Genomic DNA, 24,014 nt, shown 5'->3' on the forward strand with positions numbered 1-24,014 from the left:
AAACTAAGCAATGTGCAATAAAGCCGACGAATGAACATTGCAAAAAATATGACAGTATAAAATGGCGGCAGTACCATAGATTAGAAAGTACAAACCTTCAATATATCCGAAACTTAAAAGCCGATTTCTTGGGATAAGAAGGTGTAATTTTATATCTTGCGAATTCATTCAACATTATTATGTATGTCTAATTTGATTAATTTAAAGGTATTTAAAGAGTTTGTAAAATCGAGTAATTTTGGAGGATTCCTCCTTTTTTTATGTGTTATTATAGCCTTAGTAATAGCTAATTCTCCTTTTAGTGATACGCTTAAGAATTTGCTAACCTATGAATTTGGTATAGAAAATAATTGGATTCATTTAAAATATAGCACAAGTATGTGGATTAATGATGGGTTAATGGCTATATTTTTCTTACTTGTAGGCTTGGAAATCAAACGTGAAATAGTAGAAGGAGAATTATCATCCCCTAAAAAAGCTGTTTTACCAATTTTGGCAGCAGTTGGTGGAGCTATTGTACCTGCGCTGATATATGTATTGTTTAATAAAGGTCTAGATACCGCAAGTGGATGGGGAATTCCTATGGCAACAGATATTGCTTTTGCATTAGCTGTAATATCATTATTAGATAAGCGTATACCATTTAGTTTAAAGATATTTTTAGCTGCTTTAGCAATTGTAGATGATTTAATTGCGATTCTAGTCATTGCATTATTTTATTCTTCAGGTATAGATGTGCATTATTTATTATACGCGGGTGTAGGTTTGGCTATTTTAGTTGTAATGAATAGACTTAATGTTAAAAATTCATATCTTTATCTTATTCCAGGTTTATTTATTTGGTATTTTGTACATCATTCTGGAATACATGCTACTATAGCGGGTGTATTAGTAGCTATGACTTTACCGACAAATGATACTGATGAAGAATCACCGCTAGAACGACTAGAGCATGCTTTAGTAAAGCCTGTCAATTTCCTAATCATACCTATTTTTGCTTTTGCAAATACTAATATAACTATTGTAAATGAAATGCTAGAAGGATTAACTGCTCCATTAGGATTGGGTATTGGAATGGGCTTAATACTTGGTAAACCACTAGGAATTGTAATGAGTACTTTTCTCTGCTACAAATTTGGAATAGGTCAGTTACCTGAAGGAAGTAATTTTAAACATATAATAGGTTTAGGTTTATTAGCTGGTATTGGATTTACTATGTCTATATTTATTTCAAACTTATCTTTTACGGATACAGTTTTAATTGAAGAAGCAAAATTGTCAGTCTTGTTAGCATCAATAATTTCTGGAATATTAGGTTACATAATTTTGAGAAAAAGTAATAAATAAAATTAACGATGCTTACACGCTTTTTTTGTTCTAGAATTTTTAATCTGCTAACTAAATGGAGTTTTATTGTTGCAATTGTAACCATCATTGCTATGTTAGGATTTGGTTTTCCTAAACATTATCATCCATATGTTAATTTATTTTTTGCTACTATTTTATTTTTGGGAATTATTAAAACAGTTGTTAAATACTTTTATATCAAAGATAAAATCATAGCAAGAGTTTTAATTTTCGATCTATTAAGTGTTTTATTTATTACGTATTGTATATATATACAATTTACCGAATACTCTATACATTTTGTTAGTAAGTATATCTTATTTGCAATAATCTTAAAACTATTACGCGAATTTGCTACACCAAATTTTACATTTAAAAGAAGTTACATAACACCACCCCAACTTTTTATAATAAGTTTTATTGGATTAATAATATTAGGAGCTTGTTTGTTATTATTGCCTAAAGCAACTAAAACCTCAATAACTTTTTTGGATGCATTATTTACCTCAACTAGTGCTGTATGTGTTACAGGTTTAAGTGTTATGGATGTTTCTCAGGTTTTTACTACTTTTGGTCAATTTATTTTATTACTACTCATTCAATTAGGGGGTTTAGGGATTTTAACATTTGCAGCTTATATCGCATATTTTTTTAAGGGAAATAGTTCTTTTGAATATCAAATTACTTTAGGAAATATTTCAAATAATGATGCCTTTAGCGAGGTGTTTTCTTTTATTAAACGTATAATTTATCTAACATTCAGTATAGAATTGATAGGTGCGGTTTGTATATATTTATCTTTAGATCAATTAGAGATTAGCTTTTTAGACAAGGCTTTTCATTCTTTATTTCATTCTATATCGGCGTTTTGTAATGCTGGTTTTTCTACTTTACCAAATGGATTGATGCATGAAGTAACTATTTATAATTATCCATTGCAAATAGTTGTAATATTACTTATATTTTTAGGAGGAATAGGGTTTCCTATTTTAGTAAATATACTTCGCTATTTTTCTTATTTTATTACCAAAACTATAGCAAGTATATTTCATAATCGTAAAGAACAAAAAAGTTGGGTATTTTCATTAAGTTCAAAAGTAAATTTAATGACTTCATTGATTATTCTTTTCATTTCTACGATTATTATATATTTTGAAGAATTTTATTATACGCTTAATAATCATACAGGAATAGGCAAATTTGTATCTGCTACATTCATTAGTATGACCACACGAACTGCTGGGTTTAATACGATAGATTTTTCGCAATTGCAATTCTCTACAATTATCATGATATTACTCTTGATGTGGATTGGTGCCTCACCTACCTCTACAGGTGGTGGGATAAAAACAAGTACCTTTGCCATTGCTATTTTAAATTTTATTAATATCGCAAGGGGGAAACAAAACATTGAAATATATAACCGAAAAATCAGTGATTCTATAGTGCAAAAGGCATTTGCAACAATAACATTGTCTTTTCTAGTTATAGGAATTGGAGTATTTTTAATTTCAAAGTTTGATTATCAATTACCATTAATAGACATAGCATTCGAAGTATTTTCTGCCTATTCAACAGTTGGATTATCATTAAATACTACTCCATTATTGAGCGATCCTAGTAAGATAGTATTAATTATAATTATGTTTATAGGACGAGTTTCTATGATCACCATTTTAACAGCATTTTTTAAGAAAACCATATCTTCTCGTTATTCATATCCTACGGGGGATATTTTAATATAAAATACATGAAATTAATTATCATTGGATTAGGGAATTTCGGAGCATCATTAGGTACTAAAATGACAGCTTTGGGGCATGAGGTGATTGGAGTTGATACCAATATGGAACGTGTAGAATCGTATAAAGATAAATTGTCACATACTATTTGTTTGGATGCAACCGATGAAGTTGCACTTAATAAATTACCCTTGAATAACACTGATATGGTGTTAATTACTATAGGTGAAAATGAAGGCTCTAATATTATGGCGACAGCTAATTTTAAAAATAGAAAAGTTAATCGTTTAATAAGTCGATCAATAAATAATGTCCACGAAAATGTATTACATGCCATAGGTGTAGATCAAATTATACGACCTGAAGAGGAATCTGCCGAACGTTGGACTAAAAAACTAAATACAAAAGGAATTATAGATTCTTTTGAACTTAATAAGGAATATAGTATCATAGAAGTTATAGTACCCAAAGAACTTGTAGGATTAAGTTTTGATGAGATTCAATTTAAAAAGAAATACAATATATTGGTAATGACTGTTATTAAAAATAAACAAGAAACAAGTTTTTTAGGTCAATTTAAAATAGTACCACAGGTACAAGGATTTCCATCGTCAACAACAGTACTTGAACGTGATGATGTTTTAGTAATTTATGGATCAAATAATGATATTTATAAATTTATGCGAAAATATTACTAATCAGAAAATAGAATTGATAAATAATTTTAATACTTATGTGAAACACAATGAACAAGATCTATCAATTATTTAATCTACAAAGTGGAGAAGAAGATAAGAATAAAGTTAAAGAAGACGTACAAAGCAATATATCATTTAAAGGAGCTAATCTATGGATTTTAGCTTGTGCGATATTAATTGCATCTATAGGATTAAATGTAAATTCCACAGCAGTCATTATAGGAGCTATGTTAATATCACCATTAATGGGTCCAATAGTCGGTTCTGGTTTTGCATTAGCTACGTATGATTTTTCTTTACTTAAGCGATCAGCCAAAAACTTATTTATTGCTACAATAGCTGGACTTATCGTATCCTGTATATATTTTTATCTAAGTCCATTTAAAGATGTACAATCCGAATTACTTGCCAGAACATCTCCAACCATATACGATGTATTAATTGCATTTTTTGGTGGAATCGTTGGTGCAGTATCCATAACACGTGTAGAAAAAGGGAATCCTATACCAGGTGTAGCTATTGCTACTGCTTTGATGCCACCATTATGTACAGCTGGATTTGGATTGGCTACACTAAATTTTAAATTTTTAGTTGGAGCTTTATATTTGTATAGTATCAATTGTTTTTTCATTGCGTTGTCTACGTTTATTGTTTTAAAATATTTAAAATATAAACCAGTACAAACTCAAAATCCTTCATTGGATAAAAAAGTTAGAATAAGCATTTCAGTAGTCATGAGCTTACTGATTATACCAAGTTTTTACTTAGCGTATAACTTGCTTCAAGAAAAGAAATTTACGCAGAATGTAGAAACGTTTATTCAAAATGAATTTTTAAATAATGGGCATACCGTAATTTATAAAAATGTCAATTTCAGAAGTAAGCCTAAAAAAATAGAACTTGCTTTCTTGTCTCAACAATTAGATAGCTTAGAAATAGCACGATATAATACCAAATTGGAAGATTATGGTATTAATAATACAACGTTTACTGTTCGACAAAATAACGCAGATTTAAAACAAGAAATTTTAAGTGAACTCAATAAAAACCAAAGTGATATAACAGAAAAGGATTTGAAAATACAGCAACTTAACGAATTGCTAAAAGCTAAAACATTTGGAGATAGCATACTGGAGAAAGAAATAAAAATTTTATTTCCAGATATTAGTCAAATTTACTTTGGTACACTCAATCAATATTCAGATAGTATATCAAATAATAAAATAATTCTTTACCAATCAGAAAAGTTAATTGATGAAAATAAATTGCAACAATGGATAGAAACAAAGTATGCAACTAAAAATATAATCATTCAGAAAATGTAATACTATTTATTTAATTATTTGAGAAAAGACATACATCATTTCGGTTGCTATTTCGATACTTCGTTGTTGGTAAACTTCTGTTTGATTGGTAGTACCATCCGATATTTTAGGATCTTCGTAAGTTATTGGGATTCGCTTTTCTGCACCTGCAATGAAAGGACAACCATCATCTGCTTGGGAGCAAGTAAGAATTGCAGCAAAGTTTGAAATTGGATTGTATGCATCATCATACTTCTTAGAAAATCCTATAATTGGTAAACAATTTTCATCAAATTTTATGGCGTAAATAGGATTATTACTATCTGCAATTTTAAAGATTTGAAAGCCTTGAATGCTTAGTGTTTCAGCTACTTTTGGAAACAATGCTGTTTCTTGTGTACCACCTGAATAACAATTGATATTTTGGATATTATAATAAGCAGCAGCGAATTGTGCCCATATCTGTGCTAAATGACTTCTGCGTGAATTGTGCGAGCAAATGAAGTTGAGATTTATTGTCTGCTTATCATTGACTTTCTCTTGAATGTAAAAAACTAAAGGTTGTAAAACTACTTTTCTGTCTTCACAAATTTCTTGATTCAGAACATCATTCTGAATAGTGTTAAATAATTGTTTTTGCATTAGTTTAAAATTGAATAATTAAGTAGCCTAGTATGGAACCCAATAATACAATGAAAGCACTATTGATTTTTTTGAATTGAAAAACTATTACAGCACTAATCAACGCAATAACAATAGTTCTCCAATCGGTAATAGTTTCTTTCCCCATAACTATACATACTGATAGGATAATTGCTACAGACGCTACATTGACCCCATTTAAAAAAGTACTAAATGAATCATTGTTTCTTATAAACTTCATTAAAGGATGTATCAATGCAACCAAAATAAATGAGGGTAGAAAAATGGCTAAAGTAGATACAATAGCACCCGAAAGTCCGTTGATTTGATATCCAATAAAAGTTACAGATGAAAAAACAGGTCCTGGAGTAAATTGTCCAACCGCAATTGCGTCCATCAGTTGTATTCGCGTGAGTAATCCTTTATCTACCAACTCGGTATCTAAGAAAGCAAACAAAACGTAGCCACTTCCGTATAAAATTGATCCTATTTTTAAAAATGTCCAAAATAAGGATTGGTTTATCGTCGACAGAAACGATCCATTAAATAAAGGAAATAAAGCTAAAGGAACAAAGCTTTTCATGGAGTGAAGTTGGCGAAATTTTTTTTCTAAAAGCATAAAAAAGCCAGCTCCAACTAATAAAAAAATTTCATTGATACCTAAAAGTGATAAGACTAATACAGCAATTGCTAAAACACCTAGGTAAACATTCTTTATCGCTTTTAAAAACAATGGATAAACGGCACCAATTATAATTGCAATAATGGCAGGTTTTATTCCATATAAAAAAGGTGAAACCTCTGGGATTTGTCCGTACTTCTGATAGAAATAGGCGAAAATTCCGGTAATCAAAACTGCTGGAAATATGAAACATAGACCGGCAACTAATAGACCTTTCCATCCACCTTTATCATAACCGATATGAATTGCCATTTCAGTGCTATTAGGCCCAGGAATGAGGTTGGTAGCACCTAATAAATCTAAAAAATGCTGATCACTCATCCATTGCCGTTTCACGACCACTTCTCTTTGCATCATAGCAATATGAGCTGCAGGGCCACCAAATCCAATTACACCGAGTTTAAAAAATAATTTCGCAATTTCCTTAATTTGTATCTTTTGATCCATATTGATTTTTATAGACAAAAATATAATATTAGCAACATACAGAATTAGGTGTGCAACAAGAAGATTTTTCTTCTTTTACTCTAAATTTATTTTCAGTTGCAACGGGAATACCGCAAGCATCTTCGGCTAAACAAGCTGTTTTTTTATTTTTTAAAATGAAATGTTTTCCATTAAATTCAAGATCGTATTTACCAATTGTAGTCGACTGATATTCTACTTCGATTTCGGCATCTTCAATTCCTAATTTATTTTCGGATAAACGAATAATGTTTAATAATTTACCTGGTTTTAAACGATGTTCGTAATCATCAGCATTCCATAGTTGAAAGTTTACTACTTTTTCATTTCTAATAACTCCACCACAATCAATAAATTTCTTTGTGATTTCTCCCACTTCTGTAACGTGGAAATGCTCTGGCACGAAAGTAGCATCCTCTAATTGAAATTCAACATTTTCTAATGTTGGTAAGATTTCTTTGATTTCTGAAAGTTTCATATTCTTATATTATTTATTAATCGTAATATTACGATGGTTTATTTCAAAAAAAACGCCTTAACAGCATTTCTCTATTTTGACATTTTGATTGAAAAAGTTAGAAAATTCATTTTGAATTGCAGCCCAAACCTTTTCATCAATACAATAACAAACCGATTTTCCTTCGATGGAACCTTGAATAATTCCGATACTTTTTAATTCTTTTAAATGTTGAGAAATGGTGGCTTGTGCCAAACCTAATTCATCCACCAAATCCGTACAGATACACGCATTCTGTTTGATAATATGCTGAATAATAGCCACACGAGCAGGATGTCCTAATACCTTGAATAAAGTAGCTAGTTTATTTTGTTCGTCTGTAAATATTTCCGATTTAGTTATTCCCATTATTGATTTATTATCATTGCAATATTACGATATAATATTTGATGAAACAATAGTATATAATTAAGAATTACTACTTATATCCATAGATTAGAATGGACAAAACTTCAATTTATCCGAAACCTAAAAGCCGTTTTATTGTAGACATAAAAAAAGCTCGGCTATAAAAACCGAGCTGAATATTTTTTTATAGTGCACCAAATGAGCTTGTCGAGTGAGGCACTTTGTAGTGCAAATATACAAATAATTTGATAAGTAGTATATTTTAATCTAAATATTTTATTCTATCCTTAATCACTGATGCTAATACAGTATCTTTCTTTCTAGTTTCAAAAAAGTCTTTAATTTCATCTTGGAAATCTTGATAGCGATTCACTGAAATATTTTCAATAAAAAAACCTATTATTTTTATCGATGTATCTAAAGAATTTCTATCGCCTTTATTAAAGTTTATTTGAGGTATTGTACTAACACTTTTAGGCAATGAATAATCAAATAATACACCACTATGCGCACAAATATTACGAATTAATCTAACTGAATTTAAAAGCAAATTGAACTTATTTAAATGCTTAATATTATATTTATCACAAACTCTCTGTCTGACTTCCTCATCTTTAATATTATTAAAAATCGTTATTATCGAACCAAAAGTTAAATACTCAAATACTTTCCAGCAAGGTGCATAATCTCCACTTGTAGGTTTTTCGTGATGTTTTTTTAAAGCTAAATTTTCTGTTTTGAATTTTTCAGTATAAATCTTCTCTTTAAAATCCTTTACATATTCTTCACTCATTATATTTTCATCTACGTACCAATATGGATTATCTTTATATTTCATTGATACATAGTAAATCAACTTTGTTCTAAAATTAATTTCAATACGATTAATGTATTTTAATAGTAAATATTTTAAGTCAATATCTAGATAATATAGATTGACAATATCTGAAATTTTAATATTTTGATCGAATTCATTTTTGTTTTTATCATAATAGTAATAACAATAAAATCCTAATCTATAATATCCTATATCCAATAGTATTTCTTTAAGCTTACTTTCTTCGTAACAGCTTATATTTAACTTTCTATCTTTAAATTTTTGTATTTGGTCATTAATACTATTGACAATATTTCCCATTATTTTTCACAATCATTTAGTTGGAGATTAAATCTATAAATATACAAGATATTATTTCTTTGTCAGTAAATTACATTTACAAAAACCACAGGTTGTTTTTTCCGAAGTCGGGAAGTTTATCTCCTTCGAAATGTGGGAATATTTGTGCTACCATTTCTGGGTATTTGATGGTTACAGGTAAGTTTTGTTGCTTTACCGATTTCCAATACATTCTGCTGAATTGATAGACTTGGTCTATTAATTCTTTTACGTTGTTGACGTTCTCTAAATAATCTTTGTCTGTACAGTATAATGCTAATTTTACTGGAAATGGATATGCTATTGGTTTGCCTTCTACTGAATATCTTGTATTGTTGTATAATAGGTATTTGAGTTTGCTTATTTGCAATATTGTTCCACTTATTGGCATTAATTCTGGTGATTGGGTATCAAATGCTACATAATCTGATGATTCTGTTTTGTTGATAGAAATAATAATGATTGGAATATCTAGGTTTAATCGTTTTAATGTTTGCTGAATTGGATCTAGTTCATCCTTTCCTATTGGTTTGTAATAATGTATAATTAATCGTTCGGCTTGGTTGTTATTATCTATAACAAATTTTAGCACCTGCTTTCCTATTGCACCTGCTATTAAATCTATTTCGTTGTTTCTGAAACAATCAAATCCTTTGAATTCTCCTTTGTTATTAAAACAGAATGCACTGCCTACATAACGTGTGTTGAATTGAGCCGATTTAAAAGCTCCTACACCAATGATTAATTCTTGCTTTAGCTCTCTATCCAAACGCCAAGGAATACCGTCTATTTTGGCTAATAAAGCGGGTGTAATGTTCTCTAAGAATGCTCCGAAATAATTGTTTTTGATGCTTTCTTTATATATGACTTGTGAGGAAATATCTTGTTTTAATAACTCCTCTTTGATTTGGTAATACAACTGTACATCTTGCTCGGATTCTTTATGAACAGGACTCACATAGATGGCTACATATCGTGTATTGGGTTCTTTTTTGAAATGTATGAGATGTTGCTTTAATTCTACTAAAGCTGTTTTAATGTCCTTATACGCTAAGCTGTTGTCTTTATCCATATGGAATGGTTGACAAATATGTTTAGCTAATGGCGGAAAAAATGTTTTATAACCTTCGGTAAAATAAGTGTATAAAGGTTTTACATATTCTTGTCTATCAGGCTGATGATATATAAAAAAGAACTTCACGTGTTGATGTGGGCTTGGTTGATAAGGCCCAAACTTTTTGATGCCGATTTTTGGATCTATTTCGCTATTTGTGCCAAACCTTAAATTATTGGAATGGTAATGCGTAGCATATACCTTTTCGGCTGGTATTGGGTAAAAGTTATCTGATGGATTTATAAAACTTAATGTGCTGTTGTTTACATATTTCTTCTTAAAATCATTGATTAACTGATAATAGGTTTTGTATCTGTTGGTTGATTTATCAATCGTATGTTCTATTCCTAAAATGTTTTTTAGTCCGATGTTTAGCACTGGATATACTTCTTCCAAATGTAATTTTGCTTCGTTATGTAGTTTATCGAAACTTAAAATCTCGTTTCTGAATATTACTTTTTTGAAATGATGGGTTGGAATATTAAATGTGTTGATGGATTGTGTAGCTACCTTAGATACGCCATCATACGCTATTAATAACGCTAAGTTATTGATGAGGTATGAATATTCTATTTTTAACGTGTATTTATCGTAAGTGGTGTACTCTGTTTTAGATAGTTGGGTGTTCTTCATCCAAACTTCGATGTCTTTTACAAAGTTTAGTTTTACCGCATCTACCAATGGCGAAATATAACGCAATAGCTGTTGCGTATAATAATGCTTCGCAAATTTGGTTGATTTGGATAAATCTATGGTTGTGGTGAATGCTGCATCTTGCCCGATTTCAAAGGAAGTATAGTAAAATTTATCTTTTATTTCTTCTTTATGATTATCCCATAATTCGCAAGGTAATTCGCTTCTGTGTAATGGATATGAACCTTCGAACTTCTCTGTATAAAAGCTACATTGTAAAGTAGCGTTATTGATCTCTAATGGTATTAGGTTTATCGTTAGTTGCTGCATATTTCATCGTGATTAATTAGAGTTATCGGTACTGAATGTATACAACTAACTTACAATATTTTAGGGAAATAAAAAAGGAGCAAATTTTTGCTCCTTTTAGAAATATTTATACTAATAATTTTTACTAAAAATCAAATACGGTTCCGAATACTCATCCCAGATAAATGAATTTAATTCTGCGTTGAATTTTAATGATTCTTTGTATAAATCTATGCTTAGGGAAGATGTACAATGAAATTGCTTATTTAATTCGTATAAACCTTGCTTGGGTCTATTGAGTATATTAGCTTCAATAAACATTGGTATAACGCTATATAATCCAATTTCAGTGGCTCTATTTCCACCATATACATTGGAAATGCTTTTAGAAATCGTTTCTGTATTGACTAAGTCTTGTACCGCTAAATATTTACCGAAAGTACGTAATACGTCAAATGAAAATGGGAACGATGCATTTAATAAAGCAATTAATATTAAGTTTCGGTCATCTTTTCTTTTCAAAACATTCAAAATCTCTTCTTTATGTTGATCTACATAAGGTACTAAGGGATTTTTTAAAATTATTTTATTGATGATTCGTAATGACTTTTTAATTCTATTCTCTCCTGTAAAATCAAGGTGTAATTGTTCTAAGATATATTGCTCATCATACTCCCCACCAAGATAGCTCTGTAATGCAACATGTAAAGCATCTAAAGGTATACGCTGATTGATATCTATTGATTTACTCTTCATTATTTTTAATTTCTATAAATGGAATAAGCACTTCTAAAACATGTGCTCCTCCATGCGTTACTAAAGTTTCTTTGTTAGAGAAGCTTAGGTTATTTTTAAAATAGAGTGCATTCTCTTCAGATACTACAAAATTTATAAGTTCTGGGTTATTATTGAATAGTTCATCTTTTAACCAGGTATCTGTATATTCAATATGTCTTTCGCTTCGACTACCTGATTTATTGGTACCTAATTTTTCCTTCCCCACTAATGATCTCCAAGATTTAGCTTCTATATTGCCGTGATCGGTTGTCAAAAATACTTTAAAATTGTTTTTTATTAATAGCTCTATGTCATTAAATAGTGATGTTTTCTCTATCCAATTCATTGTCAAATCATATAAATCCTTATAATCATCGGAACTGTGCATTTTATCGTCTAACTCTTTATATACAACCGCAATTTTAGAATAGTTTAGGTTATTTTCTTCTAAGCTTTCACTATGAAAATAGGTGATTTGATGCTTAGGAATTCCCTTTGATATCCAATAGTTCTCCCACATTTTTCTTTCATTTGCAGGAGCCTGTTTATATTCCACTAAAGGATTAGATCCTCTGAAAATTGCTTGTCTTGAAAGTTGTGTAATAGAAGGAATCCACGAATAAATGGTTTGCTCAGTAGCTTCAACATCTAACTTTTCTTTCAGCAATACATATTGCCAATAGGCTAATCCATCGACTACAATTAATGCTATTTTGTCCTTTATATAATTAAAAGCTAAATGATCTAAAACTTTAGATACTATTTTAGGTTTCTTTACAGCACTCGAATTTTTAATGTGCTTATAATTCACTTCCAATTCTACTTGGAAAGATTCATTTACTTCTGTAATTAGTTCGGCATACTTATTTAAAGTTCCCTTTTTGATAGTTCTTTTGATTAACTCAGCTATATCACGTGCAATGGTATTCCAATTAATGGGTGTATCTGCTAGTGTTTCTTTAATAATTTCAACTAATTGATTTTCTTGTTCGTCCTCGTTTTCTATGAGGCTTTCTGAACGTAATTTTTCAATTAATTTTACAGTATCTGCTTTATTTAATGGAATAAAAACCTCTTGTTTGAAAATTTTATTCAATAATTTTATATCTAAATCCTTTATAGATGGTACATGTAAAAAATTGAAATAATGCTCTAAAGACCATATTAATGCAGAAGAATTTGCTGTAATATCTGGTAAAAAACCATTATTATCTTCACTGATCAAAACACAATATTCTTCCTCATTTCTCAATTCATATTGGATGCGTAACTCTAAATTGGTTCCACATACTACTTCAATACCAAAATTCTTTAAAGCAGCAATGATATCTTTACGTTTTAAAAATCCATCAGAATTTTCGACACGAAGAACTTTTGAATGATAAGATTTTAAATCCTTTGCGATTTGGTATATGAAATTATTCTCCATCTATGCGTATTGTCATCAATAATTTAGAACCAGGAATAACATTACGATATTCTTTCATTTTTGATAACCAGTTGTTGTGTTCTTGGTCTAAACGTTTTAGTTTAGATTCTCTAATGTTTTCAATTCCTATTTTCTCAATTCTTCTTTTTTGTACGTTGTAAGCGTTTTCTTTATTTTTTAATTTTTTATCCAAATTTTCAATCAATTCCGCTTCTAATTTTTTGAATGTTTCGTATAATACCTCATTCACTTTATTTTGGATATCTTGCCAATTCTCAGGGTGTAAAGTAGATTGAAACGAAAAATTATCGTTTAAGCCCATTAATCTTGACCAAATATCGTTGGCATAAGCCGTATATTGTTTGCCATTATCTGCCACAAAACAACTGATGTAATCTAACTTTTGATCTAACTGATTTTTAGCGCTTACTTGCCATAAACTCCAATAACCAGAAGTTTCATCTGATTCTTTCGACTTTACAACAGGAATGCCTTTCTCGATAGAAAATTCAGAAAGTTGATTTAATAAACTTCTTACAGTGTCATGCTGTAAGGTAATATGCTCTACATCTGGATTATTTAAAGCTACTTCTGGATCAAAAGTAATTTTCTTCTTTTGCCCATTTTCACCTAAAATAGCATAACCTAAAGTCGTTGTAGTATAAGAAGTACCTTTAATTTGCGCATAAGTGGTATATAAATTTTCTAACCAAATAGGCAATGGACTGTGTTTTACATCCGCTGCTTTTTTATACTCAATTTCTTCTTCTTGAACTAAAGGTAAAATACCTTCTGTAGATTTAAACTCTTTTAATTTACTTTTAATCTCATGAATCCATCTATCACTTGCAAAATCAAATCGTTCTGGATTTAATAAACTTTGTAAATACAATTGATTGACCTTTTTCATATCAATCGCTGAATCCAATACATCCGATGATTTATCAATCCCAAATTGTTCTAAAATATTGCTAAGCTTCTCTTCAATTACCTCATAAACTCTTTGGTCTACACTGTTGTTGGTTAGTAAATTGAAGGCTTGTACAGGATGTTTTTGTCCGATACGGTCTACACGGCCAATACGTTGTTCGATCATCATGGGATTCCAAGGTAAATCGTAATTGAAAATTACGTGGCAAAATTGCATGTTCAACGATTCCCCCGCAGCATCTGTTGCTATAAGAATTTGTTTATCTGCTTTAAAAGAAACCAATGCGCGTTTACGTTCATCTAAATCTTGACCTCCGTTTATAAATGCCACTTGATATCCTTTTTTAGAAAAGATATCCACTAACATTTTTTGTGTCGTTCTAAATTCTGTAAACACCAAAATCTTGAGATTGGTGTCGTTTTTTTCCTGTTGTAAGGCTTCAAATTTCTTTAATAGTGCTTCCGCTTTGGCATCAATTTCTGTTGCTAAACACTCTTTTGCTTGAGCGATTAATTGAACTAAAATCGCTTCTTCATCTTCTAAACCATCTGAAGCATTAAAATAGATTCCTTCAAAATCTAAGTCGATTAATTCTTCTTCAGTAGCCGTTTCATAATCATCTGACCAATCGTTATCTGCTTCTAACAAATTATTTTGCAAACGGTATAATCTCTTTTCCATTGCGGATAGAATGGCTAAAGTAGAACTGCTTACCAAACGTTGGAAAAGAATCATAATTAAGCCTGTTGCCTTATTCTTAGTACGTTTAGCCGTATTGAATCCTTTGATGACATATTGGGTTACGGCTTCGTACAATGCCATTTGTTTGGCATGTTTGTTTATATCCAGCAACACATCCAATTTGTAGGTGAATCGTTCATTGAACAATTTATTCCCTTCGTAATCGACTGCATTTCTTTTTTCTGTTCGAATCACGTATTGTTCAAGTTCTGAAATTTCAGGTAAACCATCACCAGCAAAGGCATCCGGATCTAATAATTGTAAAATACGTCTGAAATGATCTGCTTTCCCTCTATGTGGGGTTGCCGTTAATAACAAAACATTTGGTACAGCATTGCACAATTCTTGCGCCAATACATACCTTGAAACTAAGGCATTGGCTCCACCCATTTTGTGTGCTTCGTCTATAATCACCAAATCGAAATCGGCATTCAGAACCGCATCCATACGGTAACGGTTGTATTCGTCTATGCGCTCTTGTGTCCAGCCTTGTCTACGGTCTAATGGTTTTAACGCATCGGTAGAAACAATGACTTGGTGGTGTTGACGCCAAAAGTTAAACTCTTCATCGGCGTTGATGTTTGAAAAAGTACGTGCTAAAGAAGTAATCATTTCTGAATCGTAGATATGGAAAACCTCGTTAAAATGCTCTTTTAACTCGGCTTGCCATTGCAGCATAGAGGATTTGGGAACGATAACCAATACCCGTTTGATTTCCCCTCTAAGTTTTAATTCCTTCAGGATTAGTCCTGTTTCTATGGTTTTTCCCATACCCACTTCATCTGCCAGCATGAAACGATTTTGTTCGGCTTGCATTACTTTCTCTAACACTAAGATTTGATGTGGCAAAGGCACCAAACTGCTTTCGTAAGGTGCAAGGATATTTTTCTTGGCAACCTCATCTTTTATCTTAGCCGCCAAAGCCACATAACGAATATGTGGCAGGTGGATGGTTTGCTCGTCTTCTTGTAGTTCTTGAAAAGGAACTTCTATGAATGTGTTATTTTCTAAAAGACGTATCCAGGCAATTTTATGCCCGAATACCTCTTTTGTTCCTATGAGTTCGCATGGTTGATTTTGATACAGCATTGTAGAATTTAGATTTTAGCAGCAGCAATATCGTAGAATTGTAATAAGACCTCGTCTTCCATTAATAGGTTATTTGGAATGCGATCGCCTATGGTTACTATCGTTTTAAAATCTTTGTCTTGGTAGCATTGTTTAAACCCTACACGTAAAGCTTCTACACGTACTTCTTTTAGCTTCCCTTTTGGTTTGGCTGCTTCTGTTTTATAGTCTTCGAATATTTTTAATAAACGTTTGTTTCTTAGTTTCTCTAAATCGGCTTCGTTTTCTGCATCCGGTACATACCATTTCCCCGTATCGTCTTTTAAGAAATTTTCTTCTAATATTTGGCGCATCTCTGGTAAGGTATCGCCTTTGCGCATGTTACCCGCTACTTCGCGCATCCATAATGGATGTAAATCTGATTCTGTTCTACGCTCTTTCTCTAACAATTGGCGTAACCAATAAACGGCATCTTGTTCTGAACCGACAAATAAACTCATTTGGATGAACTCTGGAACTTCTGCTTTTTTGCGCTCGTATTCTTCCACTTGCTCTTGGGTAAAGTACATGCCATCGCGCTCTACAAAACGTTCTTTTAAACCTTCTTGGAATTTACCTGCATCGATAGGTACAGGCAATGAACGTTGTACATAAAACGCAATTAAACGGTCGAATAAAATTTTTGCACTACGCTCTACAACCGCTGTAGTGGCATTGTCTTTTACCAAATGGATTGGTAAGTGCGACAAATGCTCTTCTACAAAATCCCATACGCCCATTGGTGAATGTTGCGATGCTTGAAATTTGGTATCGAATTCTGATGAAGGTTTATAACATGAGATAACCAAATCTTGTTTTACTGCTGTTACAGTATTCAGTGCTTTAAAAGAACCTTGTTTTTTATCTAACGCTGCAACATTTGCAATAATAAAACCTGCATTAACTAAAGCTGTTTGTATACCATTCCATACAGCCGCAGAAGTATTGGAAAACTCAACCGTCATCCACTTTCCAGGCTTTAAAATTTTATAATATTCTTTAAAGGAATTTGTCATTAATCGATTATAGAAATCTAAAGATTTACCGACAGATTTATTTTCAATAATTTCAAAATTTGCATTAGTAAATAATTTTATCCAAGATTCCCATACAAAACTCAATTCAGAATAATTTAAGTTTGCACCAAAAGGTGGATCTGTAAATATATAATCAACTGAATTTTGTGGTAAAATTAATGAGGTAGCACTTTGAATTAATGTAACATTACCAGTTTCTATGCTATTATATTCAAATGCTTTAATTAATGATTTTAATTTACCTCTAAACCAATTAAAAATATTCCATTCTCTATTTAAAGAACCAATATAGAGAGTACCACTCATTATCATATTAGGAAAACCGGAATTAGGACGATATCTTTGTTGAAGCGTTAATCCAGTTATACAAGAAGTAAATAAAAATTTAAGTTCATTAGTACTGCATAGTGAATATATTTCTGATAAAATTATTTGTGTTCTCTTTATATAGAAATGATGTGTATTATAAACACCTATTTTTTCATTTCTTTTAGTTTCACTTCCATCAGGTAAAACATTTAATGGGATAAAATTTTTAATTTCAAAACTATCAACTTCAGCTAATAGGTTATAATCATATTCATCAGGTATTTTAAATAGTTCGTTATTTTTATATTTATAACAAATTTTTGTTATTACCCGTTTAGATTTTAATATAGTATCATTTAAATTAGAGTCATATTCAGTAACCATAACTTTGGACATACTTTTTTTTGATAATTTTTGTCCACAATTATTACAATTAAATGAATCTTTAATACTTGAATTAATTTCATCCACAGCTAAATCATAAAAATTATCTTCATGACTACAATTAGGACATTCAAAGACTTCACTCCATACATAATATTGAACTTCGCAAAGTTCACCATTAGAATGTTTAGTCAAATAATAATTTGAAAATCTATCCTCAACATTCTTAATAATATTATTTGCATTCGTTTCAAATTTATTCACATTAACATTTTTATTGTAAAGAGATGAAATAAACGATGCTATAGGACTCAAGTCAGAAGTAATAGATTTTCTTAAACCTGCTGTATTTAAATTTCCTAAAAAAGATGATTTTAACTTTTCATTTTTTAAAGTAGAATGATTAGAAGCAACACCAGTCATTCCTGTACCTGCAAAACCATCAAACACGACATCCCCCGGTTGAGTATAATGCATAATGTAACGCATAATAGCCGGATGTGGTACTTTTGTATGATAAGAGTGCGCATTGTAAATAGGGTTATTTTTCCCTTCGCTTACATCCGCAGCATAGGGTTCAGTTACTTCAAAATCAGGTACCCGTTTGTCTTCTTTTTCTAATTGTTTTTTTTCCTCTTCCCATTCTGCAATAAAATCGTTGATCCACGGATTGGGACAAGCCGTATAAAATGGCGGATCGGATAGGTTGATGATGTCCTCATCTTCCCCAATTGGGAAACCTTCTATTTCTTTTAGTTCTGGTAATTTTTTGCGTAACTCTTCACGGAAATACGCACGTCTTTCCTCGTCGTTGGCAAATGTTTTGCCTAAGACGGTTACTGGACCATTTGTATGGTGATCTTCTTTTTGGAATAAATCTAATGTCATGTGTAAGAATTGGGTTATTGGTTATTCGTTAGCATCTTCATTGGAGAAACTACAGGAATGATGATGTTATGGATGCCTTGGTTGGCTAATTTTTCGAAAAGAATACCTCTTGTAGTAGAAAGCGCAATGCCTAAAATGGTTGCAATAATGGTTGCAGAAAATTTAGGTAATCCTTTTTCGTTGATGGTATAAAAATCTTCTAAATTTTCGATAAGAAAATGATAATCCATGTCTAATTGCAATAATTGCTCTTCCGCATCATTTCGGAAAGAGCAACTCAAATCTAATTTTAGCCGTTTATCTTCTAAATTGTGCATTAAGCGATGTGCAATGTTCAGTTTATGATCGGCTGTATTTTTAAAAGCTTGCGTATTGATATTAAACTCACGAATTTCCAGGTGAAATAAGTGAATTTTATCCGCTTGTATTGTTGGTTTATTTTCCATGTTAAAGGGCAATTTCGTATGCTTGATCGGCGTAAGATTCTTGGTAATCGTTTACCTTTTGTGCATAGTCTTCCGCACCTTTAATCGTACCCAAATACACGTATTCGTATTGTTTGATTGGTTCGGTATGTACTAAACAAATACCTAACGCTTGCTCCATTTTGATGATGCTTTTTAGCGTTAAGTTGTGCATACCCGAAAGCCATTTAGATACTTCGGATGGCGTTTTATCCATTGCTTTTGCTAAGTCTTGGGATTTCCATCCTTTAGCTTCCATTGCAACACGTACTTTTTCGGTAATTGCTAAGTTTTTCTCAACGAACTTATCAATTTCTGGATCACCGTATTGGTCTAACCAATCTGTAATATTATGATTTGACTTTTTCATGCGCTCTGTTATATATTAATCCCATTGAAGTAAAAAATCATCATCTACTTCAATTTCTGTATAATCATTAATCCAACGAATTTCTTTATTTTGAAATGCTTCGTCTATTAATTCTGTCAATTTATTTGCCATTTTGAAATGTAATCTGACATTCTCACATTCTTGCGGTGTTGCTGCCGTTTTAATGTCTCCATTAAAAAGAAAAACCACATATTCATTTGCTCTCAAGCAATATAACCTTAGATTATTCGGTTTATTTTCCTCTGTACCTGTTTCCTCATTGTATTCCACATAAACCGGTTCTTTGTTTACACCTTGAGGAGGTAAAGCGGATGTATCGGCGGTTTCTGCTTCGTTTCTAAAATATTGTTCTTGAGCACCAATTTTATCACCAATGACTTTAATCCAAGCTAAAATATGTTTTAATTTTTCTTTATTTTCATCGGTATGTTTATCCACAAAAGCATCGAACAATGCAATACCATCATTCACAGCAACTGTATAATAAGTTACCTTACGATATGTGTTAACCCAAAATATTTCTGCAAAGTTATTCACTTATAAGTTAATTAGCAAGTAAAATTCACTTTAAAGTGAATTTTACTTCATGATGATTCTGATTTTATCTCTCTCTTTCCCTTTAGCAAGACCATCTACATAAGCTTTAAACTTTTCGATAGCTTCGTCTGGCGTTAATGGTTTTGTAAAGGACGATTTTAATTCGTCGTAACCGATTTCAACTTTCTCTAATCCTTTATGCAAATTAGTAATGGCATTGCGGATGCTTAAGGCATTCGACTTAGAAAGTTGTACCGCACCTGATTTGAATTGGTTTAGAATATTTTGCTCCGTCTCATCTAATAAACTGATTTTCTTTTTCACCATTGGATCTTCTAAAATTTCCAATAGCGATTGATTCCATTGTTCAAGAATATTTGATAGTTCTTGTTTTAATCGTTTTACAGAAGTCTCTTTAACATTGATGTACTCATGTGGATTGAAATCATGGAAAGGAACATTCAGCACAGCTTCTTTATTGACTTTGCTATCTGCTACTTGTAATTTATTAATTTGCTCCATCCATTTAAAGTATGGAGAAGACGAAATATAATCTGCCTCTTTTAAGATTTGAACGATTGCATGTTCATCCGAATCTAAAATGGCCATTTTATCGGTATGTTCTCTTTGACTGATTCTACATTTTAAATACTGCTCTAAATACCAATTGGCATATTTTTCTTTTAAAGTAGAAAGCTCTTGTTTGTATTGTACTAAAGTTGCTTTGTTATTTTCTTGAACAATCTGAGGCAATTTATTTAAATGCTCGTTTACTTCGTTCTTTAAACTTTCCTCTGTAATGTATTGCTTAGCTTGTTGTAGATAAGAAACTTCTTGATCCAAATCAGTGATTTGATTTAATAATTTTTGTACTTCAAGCACTTGCTCTTTATAAGGCATTAAGCGTGTAATTTCTTCTGTAGAAAAAGCAAAGTTTTTCATTTTTGCTTCAGAAGTATAGTTTTGTAGCTTGTCGCAAAATCCGCTGAATGCTGTAAAGTTTTGACGGTATTTAGAAGCTTGTTCTGGACTTATGATTTCAATACCTTTATATACATACCCATTCTGAATTTTATTTAATAAAGCAACGGTTTTTTTCGCTAAATCCGAAGAAGCTTGTACTAAATGAGTGTAAGTTGATGGATCACTTAAATGACCGCTTAAATCACGACCTACAATCCCAATAAACATTTCTTTAATTGCAGCAAGATTTAAACCTTTTGGTCTTTTTACATGCGTAAAGCTCCAAAAATCTTCTTTTTGGATGGTCTTTAAATCGTTTAAGTTTGTTGAATTGATCACTTTACCCGAATGTAATGTAATTTCTAATTCGCCTAAAGCGGCTAAAGTAGCCAAGACCACAAATTCTAATTCAGCTTCAATTTTAAAATCTTTCGATAACCATAAATCAACGCTCTTTTCTACGAACTCAATGATTTCATCCCGGTTTAAAACCTTATCGTCTCCTTTATCTTTTAATAACTTTACGATAGATTGAGCATAAGGTGAGTGGCTATAATCTAAACGACCAGGCACCCATAAACCAAGACCTGCTAAAAGACCTTCTCCATCTCTATTTAATTGTTCTGGATTGGCAATTTTAGTTAAAGCTTGCTTTATTAATTTATCGTAATTGTCTTTAGTTATTGGCGTATTTAATTGACTAAACTTAGGAAAGTTTGGTCTTTCGTCGTTAAACCAAGGCTCAAAAACAATAGAAGCCACCGTAGAAAAAATTTGCTCTTTAGAAGCACCTTGCCCTGGTAAAGGATAGCCGTTAAGTGGTAACACTTTACCTTGGTATTCTACTTGTGTAATTTGAACGAACTCTTGGTTAAAAATATCTCTCGCTTTTTTGTTTAATTCATCAATTTTTTGACGGTAAATTGGTTTTTGCGAACTATCTGCTCTTACTTCTAGCGCTAAAGCTGCACCATATAAAGTGATGTACTCTTTAAATTCTTTCGAAATATTATCGAAAGTAAAATAGATTTCATCCTCTTCGTTATTTTTGATTTTTTTAGTATCATCAAAAATTGGCATAAAATACATATAGAAATGTTGGCGCGGATGTGTCGTTGATTTCTCATTTGGATTACCAAAAAAGATGTATCCTTCGCGATAGATTTTATGCGACTGCCATTCGATGGCATGTGACCAAATTTTAAACCCCGTTCTGTAGGTATCATAATCAAGTGGAAGGTTTACTTCTAAGAATTTAAAGAAGTATTCATCCTTTTGATTATCAGACATTGTTGCTGCATAATCTTTGATTTTCTGATCGAAATTTATTCCCCCTTCAATTCTAAGGTGAAACTCTCCGTTGTCATTATTCTTATCGAAATATTGACCAGAAGTTGCTGTAATAATTTGATTTGCTGCAGAATCAATAATATCGATTAAGAAATCTCTATCGAAAGCATTTTTATCTGTTAAGCATAAATCATCTATCAATAATTCTGTATTGGTACCATTTTGCCTTTGTAATTCGTGTTGAATAATTTTAATGGCACAAGCATTGGTAATTCTTGTCGCAATATCTTTTTTAGAACCTCTAACCCCAGTGAAGTAGGTTTCGATTTTATCATAAACCGTATCAGTTACTTCCTTCACTTTTCTGATATCTGGCTCAGACATCATAGATTGATCATTCGATATATCTTTCCAGTATTGATCATAGGTCAATAAACCAGGATTATCTGATGGTATCTCTTGATCTAATAAATCTTTGAATTGATTGGATAATGTTTTTAAAATTTCACGTTGACTTTTACCAATTCTAATTTTTTCGAAATTTTCGAAATAACTTGGGTGTACAGGGAACAAATCTATATAATGCTCTGTACGGGCATTCATATCCGTAAAGAATGGTAAAAATTTATCCAAGTGTTTCTTAATCTTTTGTTTTTGATGTTCGTCTTTACGTAATAAACGATTTTTTACAATGAAAGACACATCATCTTTTGTGATTAAAATATCTTTGTATCGATCATTTACCTTTTGTAACATTTCTGATTGAAACTGAAACTCTGGAGAATGATAAATCATTTCTTGTACCCCAAAAATGAATTTAAATTTTGACTTATCACAAGCTTGCCCTAACGCTTGAAGAACTGCTAAATCTTGATTTAAATCTTGAGAGCCCGAACGACCTTTAAGGTATGCAAGCATCTCATCTATTACGATAAGAAGTCCTTTATCTGGGAATTTCTCTTCGTATTCTGCCATCATTAACTGAAGCTTTTCTAAAAATGATTTAGCTCCAAGACTTTCAAAAGAAAATGATACTCCAATTGATTCTAAATACTCTTCTAATTTGTATGTTACAATCTCCCATAAGGAAATCGTATGTCCTAATTCGAATCGTAGAACATTAAATTTACCTGCAATCTTTTTTAGTTCGTTTTTAGCTTTTTCGTCCTGTACTAATTCTACTAAGGATTCATCTTCAGCAATCAAAGAAACTAAAGACATGGTATGTGATTTACCGGTACCGTAGTTACCTACAACTTGTAAACCGAAACTTTCTTCTGTATATTCCAAGTCGAGATTACGTACCATCAAAGGAATAAGAATATCTTTGAAAGTAGATGAAAAAACAAATGTTTTTACAAGATTCTGTTGGTATGCTGATTCATTAGTTCTGTTGAACTTAACAACTTCTGTTATAGGTTCAAAACTAATTAGTTCATTGTATTTCATATTACGATGTGGCTTATGTTATTTAAGTCTATTTTATGGTTATCATTTTTTGTTAGGAAATAAAGTTGATTGGTATCAATTTCTCCTTCCCATTTTAATATCAATGTATTGTTTTGAGAATAATCTGATAAAAATTTTTCTACGTTAAATTTCAATTCAGGTTCAAGGAGTAATCCGATATTTTCAATTGCAATTGTTTCACCGAATTCCTTATGCTGAGTTTTGTTTTTTACTATAATATCATCAAGTAATTGATTGATTTTGAAAACTATTTTTTTCTTATCCAAATTACTTAATTCCAATGCTAATAATTTCCCAATATCCATCCAATTTATTTCTTTCAGATTGAAATGGTTCTTA

The 24,014-nt window shown here is 31.2% G+C and carries 19 protein-coding genes; 4 read left to right on the plus strand and 15 right to left on the minus strand.

What is annotated here, in order from left to right:
• Nucleotides 1-183 precede the first annotated feature (183 nt).
• From nhaA to N5D46_RS13225, 4 genes are read left to right on the plus strand one after another with little or no spacing between them, the layout of a single operon-like run.
• Nucleotides 184-1,347, plus strand: coding sequence for a Na+/H+ antiporter NhaA (nhaA, locus tag N5D46_RS13210; RefSeq protein ID WP_280038253.1), 1,164 nt, complete (start codon nucleotides 184-186; stop codon nucleotides 1,345-1,347).
• Nucleotides 1,348-1,355: 8 nt separating this feature from the next.
• Nucleotides 1,356-3,092: a potassium transporter TrkG gene (locus N5D46_RS13215; RefSeq protein ID WP_280038252.1), complete on the plus strand. Its 1,737-nt coding sequence runs from the start codon at nucleotides 1,356-1,358 to the stop codon at nucleotides 3,090-3,092.
• A 5-nt stretch (nucleotides 3,093-3,097) separates the two neighbouring features.
• Complete coding sequence (locus N5D46_RS13220; protein WP_280038251.1) at nucleotides 3,098-3,787, plus strand: TrkA family potassium uptake protein; 690 nt, start codon at nucleotides 3,098-3,100, stop codon at nucleotides 3,785-3,787.
• Nucleotides 3,788-3,834: 47 nt separating this feature from the next.
• On the plus strand, nucleotides 3,835-5,112 hold the full coding sequence (locus N5D46_RS13225; protein WP_280038250.1) for a DUF389 domain-containing protein: 1,278 nt from the start codon (nucleotides 3,835-3,837) through the stop codon (nucleotides 5,110-5,112).
• Nucleotides 5,113-5,118: 6 nt separating this feature from the next.
• Here N5D46_RS13225 and N5D46_RS13230 read toward each other — a convergent pair whose 3' ends face one another.
• The 15 genes from N5D46_RS13230 to N5D46_RS13300 all read right to left on the minus strand — a co-directional run bounded on the left by N5D46_RS13230 (nucleotide 5,119) and on the right by N5D46_RS13300 (nucleotide 23,980).
• The gene (locus N5D46_RS13230; protein WP_280050233.1) at nucleotides 5,119-5,733 is read right to left on the minus strand and encodes a protein-tyrosine-phosphatase; all 615 of its coding nucleotides are present in this window, start codon (nucleotides 5,731-5,733) and stop codon (nucleotides 5,119-5,121) included.
• Nucleotides 5,734-5,737: 4 nt separating this feature from the next.
• A complete protein-coding gene (chrA, locus tag N5D46_RS13235) occupies nucleotides 5,738-6,862 on the minus strand; it encodes a chromate efflux transporter (RefSeq protein WP_125350836.1) in 1,125 nt (374 codons plus the stop codon).
• Nucleotides 6,863-6,890: 28 nt separating this feature from the next.
• The gene (locus N5D46_RS13240; RefSeq protein ID WP_125350837.1) at nucleotides 6,891-7,358 is read right to left on the minus strand and encodes a DUF6428 family protein; all 468 of its coding nucleotides are present in this window, start codon (nucleotides 7,356-7,358) and stop codon (nucleotides 6,891-6,893) included.
• Nucleotides 7,359-7,415: 57 nt separating this feature from the next.
• The gene (locus N5D46_RS13245; RefSeq protein WP_125350838.1) at nucleotides 7,416-7,745 is read right to left on the minus strand and encodes a metalloregulator ArsR/SmtB family transcription factor; all 330 of its coding nucleotides are present in this window, start codon (nucleotides 7,743-7,745) and stop codon (nucleotides 7,416-7,418) included.
• 262 nt (nucleotides 7,746-8,007) lie between these two features.
• Nucleotides 8,008-8,883 (minus strand): Abi family protein, encoded by an 876-nt coding sequence (locus N5D46_RS13250; RefSeq protein WP_280037788.1) that lies wholly within the window; start codon nucleotides 8,881-8,883, stop codon nucleotides 8,008-8,010.
• 76 nt (nucleotides 8,884-8,959) lie between these two features.
• The gene (locus N5D46_RS13255) at nucleotides 8,960-10,978 is read right to left on the minus strand and encodes a Piwi domain-containing protein (protein ID WP_280050236.1); all 2,019 of its coding nucleotides are present in this window, start codon (nucleotides 10,976-10,978) and stop codon (nucleotides 8,960-8,962) included.
• Nucleotides 10,979-11,089: 111 nt separating this feature from the next.
• Nucleotides 11,090-11,713: a hypothetical protein gene (locus tag N5D46_RS13260; RefSeq protein WP_280050238.1), complete on the minus strand. Its 624-nt coding sequence runs from the start codon at nucleotides 11,711-11,713 to the stop codon at nucleotides 11,090-11,092.
• Complete coding sequence (locus tag N5D46_RS13265; protein WP_280050240.1) at nucleotides 11,703-13,163, minus strand: PglZ domain-containing protein; 1,461 nt, start codon at nucleotides 13,161-13,163, stop codon at nucleotides 11,703-11,705. Before N5D46_RS13265 ends, N5D46_RS13260 begins: the two co-directional genes overlap by 11 nt.
• On the minus strand, nucleotides 13,153-15,924 hold the full coding sequence (locus tag N5D46_RS13270) for a helicase-related protein (protein WP_280050242.1): 2,772 nt from the start codon (nucleotides 15,922-15,924) through the stop codon (nucleotides 13,153-13,155). Before N5D46_RS13270 ends, N5D46_RS13265 begins: the two co-directional genes overlap by 11 nt.
• An 8-nt stretch (nucleotides 15,925-15,932) precedes the next feature.
• Nucleotides 15,933-18,560, minus strand: a complete 2,628-nt coding sequence (locus tag N5D46_RS13275) for a DNA methyltransferase (RefSeq protein WP_280050244.1) — start codon at nucleotides 18,558-18,560, stop codon at nucleotides 15,933-15,935.
• Between the two features lie 14 nt (nucleotides 18,561-18,574).
• The gene (locus N5D46_RS13280; protein WP_280050246.1) at nucleotides 18,575-19,006 is read right to left on the minus strand and encodes a hypothetical protein; all 432 of its coding nucleotides are present in this window, start codon (nucleotides 19,004-19,006) and stop codon (nucleotides 18,575-18,577) included.
• 1 nt (nucleotide 19,007) lies between these two features.
• Nucleotides 19,008-19,394: a helix-turn-helix transcriptional regulator gene (locus N5D46_RS13285; RefSeq protein WP_280050248.1), complete on the minus strand. Its 387-nt coding sequence runs from the start codon at nucleotides 19,392-19,394 to the stop codon at nucleotides 19,008-19,010.
• A gap of 15 nt (nucleotides 19,395-19,409) precedes the next feature.
• Complete coding sequence (locus N5D46_RS13290; protein ID WP_280050250.1) at nucleotides 19,410-19,952, minus strand: hypothetical protein; 543 nt, start codon at nucleotides 19,950-19,952, stop codon at nucleotides 19,410-19,412.
• Nucleotides 19,953-19,994: 42 nt separating this feature from the next.
• Entirely contained in the window at nucleotides 19,995-23,654 is a 3,660-nt protein-coding gene (locus tag N5D46_RS13295) for a DUF6079 family protein (protein ID WP_280050252.1), read from the minus strand.
• Complete coding sequence (locus N5D46_RS13300) at nucleotides 23,651-23,980, minus strand: hypothetical protein (protein ID WP_280037775.1); 330 nt, start codon at nucleotides 23,978-23,980, stop codon at nucleotides 23,651-23,653. The genes N5D46_RS13295 and N5D46_RS13300 overlap by 4 nt, the downstream gene beginning before the upstream one ends.
• Nucleotides 23,981-24,014: the final 34 nt, after the last annotated feature.

Origin of the sequence: Empedobacter sp. GD03865, from assembly GCF_029840775.1 — a bacterium.
Classification (GTDB): domain Bacteria; phylum Bacteroidota; class Bacteroidia; order Flavobacteriales; family Weeksellaceae; genus Empedobacter; species Empedobacter falsenii_B.

Coding starts and splice junctions, on each gene's coding strand:
- nhaA (WP_280038253.1), top strand. CDS start 184: ATGTCTAATTTGATTAATTTAAAGGTATTTAAAGAGTTTGTAAAATCG.
- N5D46_RS13215 (WP_280038252.1), top strand. CDS start 1,356: ATGCTTACACGCTTTTTTTGTTCTAGAATTTTTAATCTGCTAACTAAA.
- N5D46_RS13220 (WP_280038251.1), top strand. CDS start 3,098: ATGAAATTAATTATCATTGGATTAGGGAATTTCGGAGCATCATTAGGT.
- N5D46_RS13225 (WP_280038250.1), top strand. CDS start 3,835: ATGAACAAGATCTATCAATTATTTAATCTACAAAGTGGAGAAGAAGAT.
- N5D46_RS13230 (WP_280050233.1), bottom strand. CDS start 5,733: ATGCAAAAACAATTATTTAACACTATTCAGAATGATGTTCTGAATCAA.
- chrA (WP_125350836.1), bottom strand. CDS start 6,862: ATGGATCAAAAGATACAAATTAAGGAAATTGCGAAATTATTTTTTAAA.
- N5D46_RS13240 (WP_125350837.1), bottom strand. CDS start 7,358: ATGAAACTTTCAGAAATCAAAGAAATCTTACCAACATTAGAAAATGTT.
- N5D46_RS13245 (WP_125350838.1), bottom strand. CDS start 7,745: ATGGGAATAACTAAATCGGAAATATTTACAGACGAACAAAATAAACTA.
- N5D46_RS13250 (WP_280037788.1), bottom strand. CDS start 8,883: ATGGGAAATATTGTCAATAGTATTAATGACCAAATACAAAAATTTAAA.
- N5D46_RS13255 (WP_280050236.1), bottom strand. CDS start 10,978: ATGCAGCAACTAACGATAAACCTAATACCATTAGAGATCAATAACGCT.
- N5D46_RS13260 (WP_280050238.1), bottom strand. CDS start 11,713: ATGAAGAGTAAATCAATAGATATCAATCAGCGTATACCTTTAGATGCT.
- N5D46_RS13265 (WP_280050240.1), bottom strand. CDS start 13,163: ATGGAGAATAATTTCATATACCAAATCGCAAAGGATTTAAAATCTTAT.
- N5D46_RS13270 (WP_280050242.1), bottom strand. CDS start 15,924: ATGCTGTATCAAAATCAACCATGCGAACTCATAGGAACAAAAGAGGTA.
- N5D46_RS13275 (WP_280050244.1), bottom strand. CDS start 18,560: ATGACATTAGATTTATTCCAAAAAGAAGATCACCATACAAATGGTCCA.
- N5D46_RS13280 (WP_280050246.1), bottom strand. CDS start 19,006: ATGGAAAATAAACCAACAATACAAGCGGATAAAATTCACTTATTTCAC.
- N5D46_RS13285 (WP_280050248.1), bottom strand. CDS start 19,394: ATGAAAAAGTCAAATCATAATATTACAGATTGGTTAGACCAATACGGT.
- N5D46_RS13295 (WP_280050252.1), bottom strand. CDS start 23,654: ATGAAATACAATGAACTAATTAGTTTTGAACCTATAACAGAAGTTGTT.
- N5D46_RS13300 (WP_280037775.1), bottom strand. CDS start 23,980: ATGGATATTGGGAAATTATTAGCATTGGAATTAAGTAATTTGGATAAG.